At 64.7% G+C, this 15,746-nt stretch carries 20 protein-coding genes; 13 read left to right on the top strand and 7 right to left on the bottom strand.

Features of this window, described 5'->3' with window-relative positions:
* The first annotated feature begins 97 nt into the window (after positions 1–97).
* Positions 98–922, top strand: coding sequence for an AraC family transcriptional regulator (locus AB7532_RS14880; RefSeq protein WP_441235523.1), 825 nt, complete (start codon positions 98–100; stop codon positions 920–922).
* Here the strand turns inward: AB7532_RS14880 and AB7532_RS14885 are convergent.
* Positions 888–1,388: a peptide deformylase gene (locus AB7532_RS14885; protein ID WP_441235524.1), complete on the bottom strand. Its 501-nt coding sequence runs from the start codon at positions 1,386–1,388 to the stop codon at positions 888–890. The genes AB7532_RS14880 and AB7532_RS14885 overlap by 35 nt on opposite strands.
* A gap of 78 nt (positions 1,389–1,466) precedes the next feature.
* On the opposite strand from AB7532_RS14885, the gene AB7532_RS14890 reads away from it, so the two are divergent.
* The 3 genes from AB7532_RS14890 (at position 1,467) to AB7532_RS14900 (ending at position 3,888) form a co-directional block, all read left to right on the top strand.
* Positions 1,467–2,051, top strand: a complete 585-nt coding sequence (locus tag AB7532_RS14890) for a TetR/AcrR family transcriptional regulator (protein WP_441235525.1) — start codon at positions 1,467–1,469, stop codon at positions 2,049–2,051.
* A gap of 102 nt (positions 2,052–2,153) precedes the next feature.
* Complete coding sequence (locus tag AB7532_RS14895; protein ID WP_441235526.1) at positions 2,154–2,741, top strand: DUF308 domain-containing protein; 588 nt, start codon at positions 2,154–2,156, stop codon at positions 2,739–2,741.
* Between the two features lie 130 nt (positions 2,742–2,871).
* Complete coding sequence (locus AB7532_RS14900) at positions 2,872–3,888, top strand: esterase (RefSeq protein WP_441235527.1); 1,017 nt, start codon at positions 2,872–2,874, stop codon at positions 3,886–3,888.
* On the opposite strand, the gene AB7532_RS14905 is transcribed toward AB7532_RS14900, so the two are convergent.
* Together AB7532_RS14905 and AB7532_RS14910 are read right to left on the bottom strand one after the other, a co-directional pair.
* Entirely contained in the window at positions 3,885–4,343 is a 459-nt protein-coding gene (locus AB7532_RS14905) for a cupin domain-containing protein (protein ID WP_441235528.1), read from the bottom strand. The genes AB7532_RS14900 and AB7532_RS14905 overlap by 4 nt on opposite strands.
* Before the next feature lie 34 nt (positions 4,344–4,377).
* Positions 4,378–4,941, bottom strand: a complete 564-nt coding sequence (locus tag AB7532_RS14910; RefSeq protein ID WP_441235529.1) for a dihydrofolate reductase family protein — start codon at positions 4,939–4,941, stop codon at positions 4,378–4,380.
* A gap of 165 nt (positions 4,942–5,106) precedes the next feature.
* Between AB7532_RS14910 and AB7532_RS14915 the strand changes: the two genes are divergently transcribed.
* Positions 5,107–6,327 carry an MFS transporter gene (locus tag AB7532_RS14915; RefSeq protein WP_441235530.1) on the top strand — a complete coding sequence of 407 codons (1,221 nt, stop codon included), beginning with the start codon at positions 5,107–5,109 and terminating at the stop codon, positions 6,325–6,327.
* 22 nt (positions 6,328–6,349) lie between these two features.
* On the opposite strand, the gene AB7532_RS14920 is transcribed toward AB7532_RS14915, so the two are convergent.
* The 3 genes from AB7532_RS14920 to AB7532_RS14930 are packed head-to-tail and all read right to left on the bottom strand — an operon-like array spanning position 6,350 to position 8,076.
* Positions 6,350–6,736, bottom strand: a complete 387-nt coding sequence (locus AB7532_RS14920; protein ID WP_441235531.1) for an ester cyclase — start codon at positions 6,734–6,736, stop codon at positions 6,350–6,352.
* A 54-nt stretch (positions 6,737–6,790) separates the two neighbouring features.
* Positions 6,791–7,663 carry a GNAT family N-acetyltransferase gene (locus tag AB7532_RS14925; RefSeq protein WP_441235532.1) on the bottom strand — a complete coding sequence of 291 codons (873 nt, stop codon included), beginning with the start codon at positions 7,661–7,663 and terminating at the stop codon, positions 6,791–6,793.
* 59 nt (positions 7,664–7,722) lie between these two features.
* Positions 7,723–8,076 carry an MmcQ/YjbR family DNA-binding protein gene (locus AB7532_RS14930; protein ID WP_441235533.1) on the bottom strand — a complete coding sequence of 118 codons (354 nt, stop codon included), beginning with the start codon at positions 8,074–8,076 and terminating at the stop codon, positions 7,723–7,725.
* Positions 8,077–8,145: 69 nt separating this feature from the next.
* On the opposite strand from AB7532_RS14930, the gene AB7532_RS14935 reads away from it, so the two are divergent.
* The 8 genes from AB7532_RS14935 (at position 8,146) to AB7532_RS14970 (ending at position 14,227) form a co-directional block, all read left to right on the top strand.
* A complete protein-coding gene (locus AB7532_RS14935) occupies positions 8,146–8,697 on the top strand; it encodes a carboxymuconolactone decarboxylase family protein (protein ID WP_441235534.1) in 552 nt (183 codons plus the stop codon).
* A gap of 211 nt (positions 8,698–8,908) precedes the next feature.
* Positions 8,909–10,573 carry an acetolactate synthase large subunit gene (locus AB7532_RS14940; protein WP_441235535.1) on the top strand — a complete coding sequence of 555 codons (1,665 nt, stop codon included), beginning with the start codon at positions 8,909–8,911 and terminating at the stop codon, positions 10,571–10,573.
* Positions 10,574–10,754: 181 nt separating this feature from the next.
* Entirely contained in the window at positions 10,755–11,102 is a 348-nt protein-coding gene (locus tag AB7532_RS14945) for a Lin0512 family protein (RefSeq protein ID WP_441235536.1), read from the top strand.
* A 4-nt stretch (positions 11,103–11,106) separates the two neighbouring features.
* Entirely contained in the window at positions 11,107–11,796 is a 690-nt protein-coding gene (locus AB7532_RS14950; RefSeq protein ID WP_441235537.1) for a GNAT family N-acetyltransferase, read from the top strand.
* A gap of 72 nt (positions 11,797–11,868) precedes the next feature.
* Positions 11,869–13,053 carry a serine hydrolase domain-containing protein gene (locus AB7532_RS14955; protein WP_441235538.1) on the top strand — a complete coding sequence of 395 codons (1,185 nt, stop codon included), beginning with the start codon at positions 11,869–11,871 and terminating at the stop codon, positions 13,051–13,053.
* A gap of 95 nt (positions 13,054–13,148) precedes the next feature.
* Positions 13,149–13,358: a YgaP family membrane protein gene (locus AB7532_RS14960; RefSeq protein ID WP_441235539.1), complete on the top strand. Its 210-nt coding sequence runs from the start codon at positions 13,149–13,151 to the stop codon at positions 13,356–13,358.
* Positions 13,355–13,876: an RNA polymerase sigma factor gene (locus AB7532_RS14965; protein ID WP_441235540.1), complete on the top strand. Its 522-nt coding sequence runs from the start codon at positions 13,355–13,357 to the stop codon at positions 13,874–13,876. Before AB7532_RS14960 ends, AB7532_RS14965 begins: the two co-directional genes overlap by 4 nt.
* 3 nt (positions 13,877–13,879) lie before the next feature.
* Positions 13,880–14,227 carry a carboxymuconolactone decarboxylase family protein gene (locus tag AB7532_RS14970; protein ID WP_441235541.1) on the top strand — a complete coding sequence of 116 codons (348 nt, stop codon included), beginning with the start codon at positions 13,880–13,882 and terminating at the stop codon, positions 14,225–14,227.
* A gap of 42 nt (positions 14,228–14,269) precedes the next feature.
* Here AB7532_RS14970 and AB7532_RS14975 read toward each other — a convergent pair whose 3' ends face one another.
* Positions 14,270–15,610, bottom strand: coding sequence for an RtcB family protein (locus AB7532_RS14975; RefSeq protein WP_441235542.1), 1,341 nt, complete (start codon positions 15,608–15,610; stop codon positions 14,270–14,272).
* Positions 15,611–15,746 lie beyond the last annotated feature (136 nt).

Here is a 15,746-nt window from a genome sequence, read left to right on the forward strand (position 1 = left end):
GCCGGCCGCCGACCGGGCAGGTTCGGCGCAAGCCTATGGACTTCGGCGTCTCCTGAATTTAGATATTCATCCAATCAATGACTAAAAACAGTCAGGCATGCGGCAGCCCCTTCGCTTTCCCTGGTCCAATCTCGATGTCGACGATCGCTCCGCGCCGGTTATTGCCGTGCGCGTCGATGTCAGCGGGACCAGGGCGGAAGTGCCGGATCATCAACACCGCAAGGGTCAGCTGATCTTCGCACTGGGCGGCGGCGTCACATGCCGCGTTCCCGGCGGGCTCTGGATGGTGCCGCCACATTGCGCGGTGTGGGTGCCGGGCGGCATGAAGCACAGCAACCTCGCGACCGCCAATGCGCGGCTGTTTTTCATCTACATCGAGCCTGACATGATCGACCTGCCGGATCGATGCTGCACATTGTCGATCTCGCCGCTGCTGCGCGAATTGATCGTCGACTTGTCCGACCAGGTCACTAATGACGAGGCGAGGGAGGATCTGCTGGCGACAGTGCTCCTGCGCGAACTACCCCGCATGCCGGTTCAGCAGTTGCATCTGCCGCTTTCGCCCGAGCCGCGATTGAAGCGGATTGCCAAAGCGCTCGCCGAAGATCCCTCCGACCGCAGGACGCTGGCCGAATGGGCCCGACGCGTTGCGCTGAGCGAGAGCAGCCTCGCGCGTCTCATCGTCAGGGAGACGGGGCTCAGCTTCGGGCGCTGGCGGCAGCAACTGCACCTGATCGTCGCCATTCGGGAGCTCACCTCCGGCGCAAGCGTGCAGCAGGTTTCGGCGGACCTCGGCTATGACTCCGTCGCGGCCTTCATCACCATGTTCAAGAAGGCTCTCGGCAAGCCGCCGGCAAAATATCTCGCTGGTATCGCGCGGGATCGCCCTACGAACTCCGCGACATCTTCTCGAATTTCTTGATCAGCCGCTCCCGCTTCAGCCGCGACAGCCGCTGGATCCAGAACATCCCGTCGAGCTGGTCGATCTCATGCTGGTGGCAGACGGCGCGCAAGCCGTCGGATTCTTCAGTGTGCATGTTGCCGTCGAGATCCCGGTAATTGATCCGCACGCGCGCGTGGCGCTGCACCTCGTCGTTGACCCCGGGCATCGAGACGCTGCCTTCCTTGTGCAGGATCATCTCGGGCGAGGCCCATTCGATCTCCGGATTGACGTAGCTCTGCGGGCCTACCTTTGCGTCGAGATCGAGCACGACGATCCTTAAGGGCACGCCGATATGCGGCGCGGTGATGCCGATGCCGGGTGCGGCGCGCATGGTGTCGAGCAGATCGGCTGCGAGCTCGCGCAAGCCGTCGTCGAAGGCGGTGACGGGGCGTGCGGGCGTCGCCAGACGGCGGTCGGGGTAACGGACGATCGGGCGAATGGTCATGCGGGGGCTCCTACCACTCACGGATCGTTGAAGCACCCCATTCTTGACTGCCTACCAACTGGAAGGTAGCTAAGCTCAATGACCAACGTTTCCTCGACCGCCGACGACATCCTGACCTGCGCGCGCGGCCTGATCATCGCGGGCGGCTATAACGGCTTCAGCTATGCCGACGTGGCCGAAGTCGTCGGCATCCGCAAGCCGAGCATCCACCACCATTTCGCCAGCAAGGTCGATCTGGTCCGCACCCTCGTGTCGCGCTACCGCGCGGAAGCGGAGGCGGGGCTGGCGGCGCTCGAACGCAACATCCCTGATCCGCGTGACCAGCTCAAAAGCTACGTCGCCTATTGGGAGACGTGCATCAATGACGCGACCGCGCCCTTCTGCGTCTGCGCGCTGCTGGCCAGCGAGCTTCCGATCCTGCCGGAAGAGGTGGCGCTGGAAGTCCGCGCGCACTTTCGCGCGCTGGCGTCCTGGCTGACATCGGTGATGGAGCGGGGAAAACGGAAGGGGCGGCTGCATCTCTCCGGCACGGCGAAGGTCGAGGCGGAGGGATTCATGGCGACGGTTCACGGCGCGATGCTGTCGGCGCGCGCCTATGGCGATCCCAAGATATTCGGCGTGATCACCGCCCCGCTGCTGGATCGGTTGTCGGCCAGACACTGAGAGACATCGCGAGACGATAACGACACGCCCGCGGGCCATCCGCAGCGAGTGCGCCCTGTTGTGCGCATAAACTACCAACTAGTAGGTAAAGGAGAGACTTCGATGTCGTATGATCAACTGGATTTCGTTCGGGCCGATCGCGAGCGATGGCTGAAGCAATACTACTTTGTCCGCGCCGCGTTCTCCATCGCGTGGTTCGTTGCTGCGTTCGCCGTTGGCGCATCGTCTCAGCCGATTGCCGGCGCCTTGCTCGTCCTCTATCCCGCATGGGACGCCGCGGCCAACTTCGTGGATGGCTTACGCAGCGGTGGGCTCGGTCAGAATCGCACGCAGGCGCTGAATGTCGTGGTCAGCCTTGTGACCGCTGCCGCCGTCCTCTTTGCCTTGCAGATGAGCATGAACTGGGTGCTCGGTGTATTCGGTGCCTGGGCGATCCTGTCGGGATTGCTTCAGCTCGGAACAGCCATCCGGCGGTGGAAGAGCTTCGGCGCGCAATGGGCCATGGTGCTCAGCGGCGGCCAGTCGGCGCTCGCCGGCGGCTTCTTCATCTTTCAGGCGACGACGCCGATGTCTCCGTCGATCGCGACCGTCACGGGCTATGCCGCGGTCGGCGCGATCTACTTCCTGGTTTCGGCGGTGTGGCTCACCGTCAGCGCATGGCGTCAGCGTGCTAGCTGGGGTAATGGGTGACGCTTCCGGGATAATCGCAACTGATCCGCCGCGCATCATTGATCGCGCGGCGGCCGGCTGCGCGTGGGGTTGTTTTCGATGGTGTTGTTGGTGACAATGCCGCCAACAACAAGAGTCGGAGGAAAACTTCATGCGCACGATCGGAATTGCGTTGGCCGCAACCATCGCGGCGGCTACGCCCGCTGCGGCCGACTATCTCGTCAAGGAGGTCGGCAGCTTCCATGTCGGCGGCCACACCGAGACCCTGAGCGGGCTTCCGTCGAAGGAGATCGTGTTCTCGCCCGGCGCGCCGCCGATCAAGGTCGATCCGAACGGCGAGTTCGAGGTCGAGCAGATGTACGTTCAGTTCGTCAAGCAGGCCGCACCGAAATCGAAACTGCCGCTGCTGCTTTGGCATGGCGGCGGTCTCTCCGGCGTGACGTGGGAGACCAAGCCGGACGGCAAGCCGGGCTGGCAGCAGTTCTTCCTCAATGCCGGCTATGACGTCTACGTCTCCGATGCGGTCGAGCGCGGCCGGGCCTCCTGGGCGCGCTACCCCGAGATCTTCAAGAGCGAGCCGTTCTTTCGGCCGAAGAAGGAAGCGTGGGAGCTGTTCCGGATCGGGCCTGCTTACGAGGTCGGCGGCAAGCGCGAGGTGTTCGAGGGCGAGCAATTCCCGATCGAGGCGTTCGACCAGTTTGCCAAGCAGGGCATTCCACGCTGGGCCACGAACGACGCCGCCACGCAAAGGGCCTATGACGCACTGGTGCAGAAGGTGTGCCCGTGCATCGTCCTGGTCCACAGCCAGGGCGGCAATTTCGGCTTCACGGCGGCGCTGAATGCGCCCGACAAGGTGAAGGCGCTGATCACCGTCGAGCCGTCAGGCGCGCCCGATCCGGCGAAGGCCGATGCGGCAAAGCTCAAGGGCGTGCCGCATCTGATCGTGTGGGGCGATTTCCTCGACAAGGTCCCGGTGTGGTCGAAGCTCGTGGTCAACCCGACCAAATGGGGCCAGGCGATCGCGACCGCGGGCGGCAAGGTCGATACGTTCGAGCTGCCGGAGATGGGCCTCAAGGGCAACACCCACATGCTGATGATGGACCGCAACTCGGATGATGTCGCGAAGCTGATCAACGACTGGATCGGGAAGCAGGAGCTGGCGAACTAGTCCGGATAGGGCGTGCCGTCCTTGTGCACGAACCGGCCATCGGAGTTCGCGCTCATCATGTCGATATCGGAGCAGGTCGTCAGGTCCTCGGGCGCACGCGCGCCGATTTCGAGATAGATGGCCATCGCCTCCGACCGGTTGATCATGTGGTGGCCGTTGCCGCTGCCCTTCGGAAAGGCGGCGCAGTCGCCGGCGCGCAGCACGGTTTCGCATTCGTCCTCGATCAGCACCACTTCGCCTTCGAGCACGTAGACGAACTCGTCCTCATGCGAATGCCAGTGCCGCTGGCTCGACCAGCTGCCGGGCGGCAGGTGCATCAGGTTGACGCCGAAATCGGAGAGGCCACCGGCATTGCCGAGCCGCTGCCGAATGCGCTCGGCACAAGGGCCGGCGAAAGGGGCGGGATAGCCGGAGCCCTTGCGGGCCGGGACAGCGGCGATGTCGATCTTGGGCATGTGAGTGTTCCGATCGAAATTTGTTTTAGCGCGATTAGTCGAGCTCGTATCTGCTCTGGACCAGCCCCGAGGCGAACGTCGTCGTTTCCACATGCCGGAGCGGCAGATCGGTCGTCAGCCGTCCAAACAGCGGGAGACCCTCGCCAAGCAGCACCGGAACGCGCGTCAGCACGAGGTCGCTGATCAGCTTGTCTTGCAGGAACGACTGGATCACCTGTCCGCCATCGACATAGGCGCGCCGCCAGCCCTCGACGGCGAGTGCTTCCATCAGGCGCCGGGGCGCCAGCGACGAGATCCGGACCTTGCCGTCGAGGCCGGCGCGCACGTCACCTTGTGACAAGGTTCGGCTCATGACGATGACGGGCTTGCTGAATGGCCAGCTGTCGAACGAGAGCACCTTCTCGAACGTCGCGCGGCCCATCACCAGCCCGTCGATCGTTGCCATGAACGCGTCGTAGCCGGTGTCCTCGCCGGTGGCGGCGTATCCCGTCAGCCAGTCGATGTCGCCATCCGGCCGGGCAATGAAGCCATCGACGCTGGTCGCGATGAAGACATGGCCTGTCGTTCTTTTGGAGGAGGTGTTCAATGTCGTTGCCATGAGCCTTGCGAAACGCCTGATCGAATTGCACATTCGCGATCCCTGATCGAAGGTCAAGACGTCGCCGGGTAACCGGGAACAAGAGCACAAAAATCTGCGACGGCGATGTCTGCCCGCGCCGTTCCCATTCGTCTTCTACCCAGACAGATCTGACGGGAGACCACAATGAACGCTTCCTCCTATCGCTGGGTGATCGTCGCCGCGGGCGGCTTGCTCGGCTGCGTCGCGATCGGCGGCATGTTCTCGCTGCCGGTGTTCCTGCAGCCGATCGCCAAGGACACCGGCTGGTCGGTGACGGGGATCTCCAGCGCGATGACGATCGGCTTTCTGGCGATGGCCTTCACCAGCATGGCCTGGGGCACGGCGTCGGACAGGTTCGGGCCGTTGCCGGTGGTGCTGACGGGGTCGATCGTGCTGTCGCTGAGCCTGTTCGCGGCGAGCCATGCGACCTCACTGCTGGTGTTCCAGATCGTGTTCGGCTTGCTGACCGGCGCCTCCTGCGCCGCGATCTTCGCGCCGATGATGGCGACGGTCACCGGCTGGTTCGATACGCATCGCAGTCTTGCCGTGTCGCTGGTGTCGGCCGGCATGGGCATGGCGCCGATGACGATGGCGCCGCTCGCGGCCTGGCTCGTCTCCGGCCACGACTGGCGCACGTCGATGCAGATCGTGTCGCTGGTGGTCGGCGCGATCATGATCCCGGTCTCGTTCCTGGTGCGCCGTCCGCCCGCGCTTGCGCAGGCTGTGGCGGCACCGATGGGCGAGGGCGCCGGGCAGAACGAAATGTCGATGAGCGAGGCGCTGCGCTCGCCGCAATTCCTGATCCTGCTCGCCACCAATTTCTTCTGCTGCGCCACCCATTCCGGCCCGATCATTCATACCGTCAGCTACGCCTTGAGCTGCGGCATCCCGCTGGTCGCGGCGGTGACGATCTACAGCATCGAGGGCTTTGCCGGCCTCGGCGGCCGTATCGCCTTCGGCTTGATGGGTGATCGCTTCGGCGCCAAGCGCGTGCTGGTCTCGGGTCTCTTGCTCCAGGCGTTCGGCGCGCTCGCCTATGTCTTCGCAAATCACCTCGCGACGTTCTACGCCGTCGGCGCCGTGTTCGGCTTCATCTACGCCGGCACCATGCCGCTCTATGCCGTGCTGATCCGCGAAAATTTTCCGCTTCGGATGATGGGCACGGTGATCGGCGGCACCGCGATGGCCGGCAGCCTCGGCATGGCGACCGGCCCGCTCGCCGGCGGGCTGATTTACGACGCGTTCTCCAGCTACGCCTGGCTCTACATCGCCTCCTGGGCGATGGGCCTGGGCGCGTTCCTGATGGCGATGACGTTCCGCCCGTTCGCGAAGTCGCAAGGCGCGGCGGCGCCCGTGGCGGCGTGAGCGGGCCGATCGAGGCGCAGCCTCAGAGCTGCGCTTCGATCGCCGCCTTGTCGATCACCGACCACACCTGCCAGATTTTGTCCTCGCGAAATTCGTAGAACACGTTTTCGCAAAAGGACACGCGCCTGCCGTTCACGGCGAGTCCCAGAAACGTCCCGACCGGCGTGCAATCGAATGTCAGCCGCGCCGCAATATTGGGCGGATCGGCGATCAGCATCTCGACGTTGAACCGCAGATCCGGAATCTCGCGAAAATCCTGCTCCAGCATGGCGCGATAGCCTGACAGCCGGAGCGGCCGCGTATTGTGGGCGACGTTATCATGCACGAACCGCCCGAGTGCCGGCCAGTCCTGCCGGTTCAGGCAGGCGATGTAATCGTGGTAGATGCCGGCAAGGTCGTCTCTGGTCATGTCGAAGTTCCCATGGCTTCGACGATAACGCGGAGGAGGGGCAGTGGGCTCCGCTCACAATCGCTTTTCGAAGAACAAATCCGGATAGGGATCGTCGTTGAAGCGCGGGATCTCGCGCCAGCCGGTGGTGCGATAGAGCTGGCCGGCTTCGGGCAGCGCGCTGTTGGTATCGAGCCGCAGCAGGGCGATGCCGAGCCCGCGTGCGGCGTCCTCGGTCGCGTCCATCAGGCGCCGGCCGAGCCGCAATCCGCGCGCGGCGGGGGCGACCCAGAGCCGCTTGATCTCGGCATAGCCGTGATCGGTTCCCTTCAGGCCCACACAGCCGATCGGCAGCGTGTCCGACATCGCGACGATGAAGGTGCCGCGCGGGCGGCGCATATCCTTGGCATCCGGGTCTTTCGAAAGCGAAACGTCAAAGCCCTGTTTGAAGCGGCGGCCGAGCTCGGCATAGTACTCGCCGAGGCAATAGCGGGCCTCCTCGCTCTGCGGATCCATGTCGGCGAGCCCAACGCGCTCGCGCGTCAGCGCCGAGGCGATCAGGTCCATCGCCGCCAGCAGCGCCTCTCGCTGCGAATGCTGCATCAGGAAGCCCTCGGCCTGCGTATTGGACAGCGCTTCATAGGCGGCGAATTCGCGCCGGCCCGCGCGCGTCAGCTTTGCGACGCGGCGGCGCGCATCGTCCGCATGCGCGGTCGTCTCCACCACGCCTTCGTCCTCGAGGCTGCGGAGCAACCGGCTCATCAACCCGGAATCGAGGCCCAGATAGTCGCGGATCTCGGCCACGTCCGAACGTCCGTGCCCGATCGCATTGAGCACGCGCGCGGCACCGAGTGGTCGGCCGCGGCCGAGAAACGAGGTATCGAGCGCGCCGACGGCGGACGTGACGGCACGGTTGAAGCGGCGGACGCGTGAGACGGGGTCAAGCATATAGCTGACTTTAGTCAGATATGTCGGCGTGTCAATCGAGCACGGTGCGCCGACGCCTTTCACTCCAGCTCCAGCGCCTTGCGCGATTTGCGTGTGAGCTTTGCAACGATCAACGCGTGGGCCTGCGCCAGATAGGCTCCGAGCTCGGCATCCGGCAGGGCATCGTTGCCGACGAGCTGCACCCATTTGGCGCGTGCCAGATAGGGCGCCGGCCGCGCGAGGCCGTGCTCGATCAGCATTCCGTAAGCCATGTCCGAGACCTTGAACATGTAGCCGCCGGAACCTGCTGCAAAGCCGCCACCGATCGCGAACATCTTGCCGCCGACCTTGAACACGGACGTGCCTTCCCACTGCACGACCTTGGTGGCGGCGGGCAGGCGCAGGCAGCGGGTTTCGAATGTCTTGGGTGTCATGCGATCGCGACCGAGACGCAGGGCGGGCCTTTATGGCAGCATGCGTATTCCAACGAGGGATGAATGGCCATGTCGCGCGTTTCGATCAGGACCAGGGACGATTTGCCGGAGACGCTGAGACCGCTGTGGGACAAGATGACGACCTACGGTGCGTTCGAGAACCAGGCCGGTGTCATGGCGCATCGGCTGCCAATCTTCAAGCACATGTGGTCGCTGCTGGTCGACCTCGCGAGCGAGGGCACGATCTCGAAGCGCCATCTCGAGCTTGCGCTGGTCACGGTCTCCTTGCTCAACAAATGCGATTACTGCGTCTCGCACCACGCGCCCAAGCTCGCGGTGCAGGGCGTGACGGAACAGGGCGCCGCGCGTCTCGTCGACTACAAGGATCATCCCGAGCTCGATGAGCTCGACAAGCTCGTCGTCGAATATTCCATTGCCGTTACCAACACCTGGAACAAAACCCGCGACGAGATCTTCGCGCGCCTGCGTGCTCATTTCTCGGAAGCGGAGATCGTCGAGCTGACCTGGCGGATTGCGCTGTGCGGAGCCTTCAACCGCTTCAATGACATTCTCCAGCTCGAAGTCGAGCAGGGCGTTCCTCACAGCGAAGCCGCCGAGTAGAGCCGCCTCGGCCGTTTCGCGCTCCACCCCGGGTGGGGTGGGGGCGTCAGCCGTAGCTCGGAGTGAAGCGAAATCCGGGACTACTGTGCCTGCGTTCGCAATGACGGGGTTGATGCCGCCGCACGCCGCTTTGTGAGTTGTGCCCGTGCCGCGAGCCGCTACCATACGCCCGCTCCTGGAACACGGGAGCCAGCAGCGATCCGGAGGCGACATGAGCGGGCAGGACCACAAAGTCAAAGGATCGGACCTGTTTGTCGCCGCGCTGGAGAACGAAGGCGTCGACCGCATCTTCGGCGTGCCCGGCGAGGAAAATCTCGACCTCGTCGAATCGCTTCGCACCTCCAGGATCGAGCTGGTCCTGACCCGCCACGAGCAGGCCGCAGCCTTCATGGCTGCCACGCATGGACGGCTGACCGGCAAGCCCGGCGTTTGTCTGTCCACGCTCGGCCCAGGCGCGCTCAACCTGTCAACCGGCGCCGCATATGCGCATCTCGGCGCGATGCCGATGATCCTGATCACCGGCCAGAAGCCAATCATGAGCAGCCGGCAGGCGCGGTTCCAGATCGTCGACGTGGTCGCGACCATGAAGCCGCTGACGAAGCTTTCGCGGCAGATCGTCAGTGCCTCCAGCATCCCGACCGTGGTGCGCGACGCGTTCCGCGTGGCGATGGAGGAGCGGCCGGGGCCGGTGCATCTCGAGCTGCCCGAGGACATCGCGGGCGACGAAGTACCTGCGACCCCCGTGATTCCGGTCCACCCGATCGAAATTCCGGTCGCCCACCGTACCGCGCTTGACCGCGCCGCCGAGATGATTTTGGCCGCAAAGCGTCCGTTGGTGATGATGGGGGCTGCGACCAGCCGGCCGAGTTCGACCCACGGCATTGCGAGCTTCGTGCGCCGGACCGGCGTTCCTTTCTTCACGACGCAGATGGGAAAGGGCACGGTGCCCGGCGGCACCAATCTCTACATGGGCACGGCGGCGCTGTCCGAGCGGGACTATGTGCATGACGCGATCGACGCGGCCGATCTGATCGTGGCGATCGGCCACGACCCCATCGAGAAGCCGCCCTTTATCATGGGGCCGTCTGGGCCGAAGGTGATTCACGTCAGCTACACCACAGCGAGCGTCGAGCTGGTGTATTTTCCCGATGCCGAGGTCGTCGGCGACGTCGGCCCGAGCCTGGAGCTTCTGGCAGACCGGCTCGAGGGCAAGCTGCCGCAGGCGGCGGCGCTGTTGCCGTTGCGCGAGGAAATCCTCAGGCACATCGCCGACCGCGCCACCGAAGCGCGCTGGCCGCCGACGCCGCAGCGCATCGTGCACGACATCCGCCAGGTGATCCCCGAGAATGGCATCGTCGCGCTCGACAACGGCATGTACAAGATCTGGTTCGCGCGCAACTATCGAACCCGTGTCGCCAACACGCTGCTGCTCGACAATGCGCTGGCGACGATGGGCGCAGGCCTGCCGTCGGCGATGATGGCCGCGATGCTCTATCCCGACCGCCGCGTGCTCGCGGTCGCCGGCGACGGCGGCTTCATGATGAACAGCCAGGAGATGGAGACGGCCGTCCGCCTCAAGCTCAACCTGGTCGTGCTGGTGCTGGAGGACAACGCCTACGGCATGATCCGCTGGAAGCAGGCCGTCGATCATTTCGCCGATTACGGCATGACCTTTGGCAATCCCGATTTTGTGCTCTACGCCAAAGCCTATGGCGCGAAGGGACATCGCATTGCGGATATCGACAGCTTTGGCCCGACGCTGGATGCGGCCTTCAAGGAAGGTGGCGTGCATCTGGTCGTGATCCCGATCGACTATTCGGAGAATGTGCGGGTGCTCGTGGACGAGCTGCGGGCGCATGAGAAGGCAAAGGCGTGATCGATCGATGCCTTCGCCACGGTCGTCATTGCGAGCGCAGCGAAGCAATCCAGAGTCGTTCCGCGGAAGCAGTCTGGATTGCTTCGTCGCTTCGCTCCTCGCAATGACGGAGTATGCTGATCAGCCAAAATCCGGTAACAACCTGCATCAACGTAGTCCAAACCAACCACAGGAATAAATCATGGCTCGCGTTCGTTGTATCACCGAGATGGGCATGGGCGTCGATGTCCATGGCAGAGACGCCACCAAGGCGGCGAAGCGGGCGGTGTCGGATGCCATCAGACACTCGAGCCTCGGCTTCTTCCGGATGATCGACAAGACCGCGAACGACATGTTCGTCGATGTCACGATCGCCGTGCCCAATCCGGAAGCTGTTGACAAGGAAGCCGTTGCGAAGGAGCTGCCTTACGGCACCGTGACTGTCACCGCAGTCAAGGGAGGGCTGGAGATCCCGTCGGCCACGGAAGTGGCCAACGATCCCATCCTCATCGCCAATGCTGCCGTCATCGTTAGCTTCGACAAGGACTAGGCCGGTGTCCGAGAGCGATGTGGCGCTGCTCGATCGTCCGATCTGGAGCGCGCTGACAACGAGCCAAAGGCATCTCGCGGAGGGCGGCCCGCGGGCGCTGCGCTATCCCGTGGACATGACGCCGTTCGCCGATATGGCCGACATGTCCGCGGCCAGTTTTGCGGCGCTCGGAGATCTCATGTCGGGCTCGCAGGTCGCGGCGCTGTTCACGCCGGAGCCGGTCGTCGTTCCCGACGGCTTCAAGGTGGTGATCGCCGAGACCGGCGAGCAGATGATCGGCTCGCCCGCCGACAGTCCGCTGCGCGATGCCGAGATCGTCACGTTGGGCGCCGCCGATGTGCCCGCCATGATGGCGCTGACGGAGCTGACCAAGCCGGGTCCGTTCGCCGCGCGGACGCATCAGCTCGGCACGTTCCTCGGCATCCGCGCCGGCGGTGAGCTGGTCGCGATGACGGGCGAGCGGATGAAGCCCGGAAAGTTTGTCGAGATGACGGCCGTCTGCGTCCATCCGAACTATCGCGGGCGCGGATATGCGCAGGCGCTGCTCGCCGCGGTCGCCCGCCGGATCGAAGCGCGCGGCGAAATTCCGTTCCTGCACGTGTTTTCGAGCAACAATTCTGCCATCGCGCTGTACGAGCGGCAGGGGATGAAGATCCGTCGCCGCCTGCATGTCACTGCGTTCATGAAGGCATGAGGGTCGATCGGACGGGCTTCATATCCGGCGAAAGCGCGCTATATCCATCCCAACCAGAATGGGGGGAAACACATGGACGCCAGAACCTTTGATTTTTCCGCTGCGCGGACGGCGATGCAGCGTTACGTCGATCAGGAGATCATTCCCGGCGTTTCCTGGGCCGTACTGCGCGGCCGCGACGTCGTCGACCAGCAATGCGTCGGTTTCGCCGACCGCGAGGCGAAGACGGCGCTGCGGCCCGACCACATCTTTCGTGCCTATTCCAACACCAAGATATTCGTCACCTGCTCGATCATGCTGCTGGCGGAGGAAGGTCGTATCGGGCTCGATGATCCGGTCGAGAAATTCCTGCCGCAGCTCGGCAATCGCGAGGTGCTGAAGCAGGGCGCGGCAAGCCTTGCCGACGTCGAGCCGGCCAATAGCCCGATCACGATCCGTCAGCTCCTGACCCACACATCCGGCCTCAGCTACGGCATTTTCGATCCCGGCTCGGTGCTGTTCAAAGGTTACAACGCGGCGGGCGTGCTCAACCCGCTGACGCCGCTGACCGACATGATCGACCAGCTGGCCAATCTGCCGCTGTCCTATCATCCAGGGACGTCGTGGGAATATTCCGTCGCGACCGATGTCCTGGGTCGCGTCGTGGAGGTCGTCTCGGGCAAGCCGCTCGATGCCTTTTTCAAGGCGCGCATCTTCGATCCGCTCGGCATGACCGATACCGGCTTCCACGTGCCGGAAGCGCAGCAGGGCAGGCTGGTTGCGCTCTATACCGGCGCCGACGTGCTCGATCCGATGAAGCCGGGCCTGACGCGCGCAGACAATCTGCCTTACCCGCAGGCCTATCGGCGACAATTCCCGCGGCTGTCCGGCGGCGGCGGCCTGGTGTCGACCTTGCCCGACATGCTCGCGCTGGTGCGCGCGCTGCTCCCCGGCTCGGATACGCTGCTCAAGCCCGACACGCTGCGGCAGATGATGACGAACCAGCTGCCCGCGGGCCAGACCATCCGCTTCGCCAATCTGGGGCCGATCCCCGGCAAGGGCTTTGGCCTCGGCGGCGCGGTCACCTTCGCGCCGACGCCATTCGATCCGCCGAACTCGACCGGCGAATTCCAGTGGGGCGGCCTTGCCGGCACGCATTGGTGGATCTGCCCGCAGGCCAATACCGCGGGCGTGCTGATGGCCCAGCGCCATATGGGCTTCTGGAACCCGTTCTTCTTCGAGTTCAAGCGTCTGGCCTATCAGGCCGTTGGAGGCTGATCGCGAAAAAATTGTCGGCGGCCGCGAATCCTTTCCGGCCGTCGCTTCCTCTTGATGGTCGAGGCAGTTCGCCTCGGCTCATCTCGGAGGACGTGATGGCATTTTACAGGAAGAACATCGGCGGCCTGCATCAGGCGGTGCGGATGGCCGCTGGGGTAGCGGTGGCGATCGCGGCGCTCGTTTATCTCACCGGCGCCACGGCGTGGCTGGTGGCGTTCGGCGGCGCCAGCTTCGCGCTGACGGGGCTGGTCGGCTATTGCCCGATGTGTGCGATGGCCGGGATCGGCCGAGGGGGCGTGTCGTGAGTGCGGCTGCGATCTCGCCAAACCTGTTCGAGGCGGCACGGCTCGGCGATGTCAGGGCGATCGCCGCGCTGCTCGAGACGGCGCAGCCGGACATTCGCCGTTACGCCCGCGCGACCTGCCGCAGCTCGGCGGATGTCGAGGATGCGACGCAGGAGGCACTCTGGATCCTGTTCCGTCATGTCGGGACGATTCGTTCGTTGCTGGCGATCTCGGGTTGGCTGTTCAGCGTGGTTCGCCGGGAATGCTTGCGGCTTGCCCGCAAGGCTGGCCTCACGCCTGCGATCGACGACGGCGAGGCGGAGGTGCTGCTGCTGTCGCGCCCGGAAACCGATCTGCGGCTCGACGTGGCCGCAGCCTTCGAGGCGCTGCCGCCACACTATCGCGATGTCGCGCTGATGCGCGACGTCAAGGAAATGACGATCGATGAAATCGCGGACGCTCTCGGCGCGACGCGGCAGACCGTGAAGGCACGCCTGCATCGCGCCCGCGCTCTGATGCGCGAATATCTGACGAGGTAGACCATGAGCGAATATCAAAAGCCTGACGACCTGAAGTCTGTCCCGGCTCTCATCGCACTCGCGCCCGTCGAGGCCAACGCGTTCCTTGCCTTCAACCATGCGGTCGAGCGCAAAGACGGATTGATCCCGCCGAAATATCGCGAGCTGATCTCGCTCGCGGTCGCCCTCACCACGCAATGCGCCTATTGCCTCGACGTACATACGGCGCAGGCGGCGAAAGCCGGCGCCACGCGCGAGGAAGTCGCGGAAGCAGCGTTGATCGCGGCTGCCGTGCGCGCGGGCGGCACGCTTGGCCACGCGCTGCTGGCGCAACGCCTGTTCGAGCAAAACCGAAGTAAGGGAGAAACATAGATGATGCAGGCGGGAGGCATCACCTCCCGCCTGCTGTTTGCGTCAGTCCTTCCACGGATCGAACTCGCCGTCGCCGGCCATGGCGACGGCGAACGGCCGCAGCGTGTGCAACACCCGCACGGTGCCGGCGTGCTGCGCCAGCACGTCGGGCAAGCGGCGATAGGCCATCGGGCTCTCGTCGAGGTCGGCACCGATCAAGGTGACGCCACGCTCGTTGAGCCAGCGGTCCATCTCCGCGCGCGAGAAGCGCCGTTTCGCCTCATTGCGCCCGAACAGGCGGCCGGCGCCGTGCACGGTCGAGTAGAGCGACGCCTTGGCCTCCGGACTGTCGACGCCCTTGAGAATGACGGCGTCGTCGCCCATCGAGCCACCGACGAATCCCTTCTGGCCGGGAAACGCCGGTGTCGCGCCCTTGCGCACCACCCACAGATCACGCCCGTCGTGGGTCTCACGCCAGGCGTAGTTGTGGTGGTTGTGCACGCTCTCGGTCACGCTGCCGCCGATGATCTGGCGGACGCGTTCGACGACCCACTCGCGGCCCGCATAGGCATAACGCCCGGCGAGCTGCATCGCCGCGATGTAGCGGCGGCCGAGCTCGGAGTCCTCGTCGACCACGGCGGGCGGGACGTTCATGCCGTCCTTGCCGCCGGCGGCCTTGAGGTAACGCGTCGCGGACGTATGCCCGAGGCCGCGGCTTCCGAAGTGGACGCCGATCCAGACAAAGCCTTCCTCGTCACGCATGAGATCGACATAGTGGTTGCCCGACCCGACCGTGCCGAGCTGCGCCACCGCCTTCTGACGGTAGGCCTCCATGTCGCTCTCGCGCCAGGCATCGCCGTCGTCGAACAGGTCGTGCTCGGCTCGCTCGGCGTTGGCGCGGCCAACGCCGAACGAGATCACCTTGGCGACGTCGCGGATGATCGTCGGAACAATCGCCGCGATGTCGTCGAAGCGCGTGTCGAGCCGTGCGGCCATGTTGCCGCAGCCGATGTCGAAGCCGACGCCGGAGATGCTGATCTGCTTCTCATAGGCGATGACCCCGCCGACTGGCTGGGCGTAACCGAGATGGCCGTCTGCGCAGATCACGCCGGACACGACATTGCCGACCGCCATGCAGTTGCGCATCTGCGCCACCGTCGCGTCCTCGTGCGGACCGAAGATCTTCAGCGGCGCATTCTGGAAGCGGGCATCCTGTGGACGGAGCTGGGCGATCGCGCTCGCGGTCGCATCGGCCTCGCGTGCCAGATGCTCCTCGCGCGCGGCGTCCTTGTATAGGCACCAGGCCGGCTGGCCGCGTCCTTCGCCGACGCGCGAGTCGGGATCGACGCCGGCGGCGAGGCAGAGCTCGCGGGCGCGGTCCATGTAGGGATCGGATCGTCGCATGGTCGTGTGTCCTGCTTGACGTATTACTTCGGTCAACAAAAAACCCTCCGGAGCGTTTGGCTCGGGAGGGTCCGTGATACCTGGACTTTTGGTCTTGCTATCAGGCAAGACCTCTCCCATGAGCCGAGCGTGCGCG

It is taken from the genome of Bradyrhizobium sp. 930_D9_N1_4 (assembly GCF_052076015.1).
Lineage (GTDB): Bacteria > Pseudomonadota > Alphaproteobacteria > Rhizobiales > Xanthobacteraceae > Bradyrhizobium.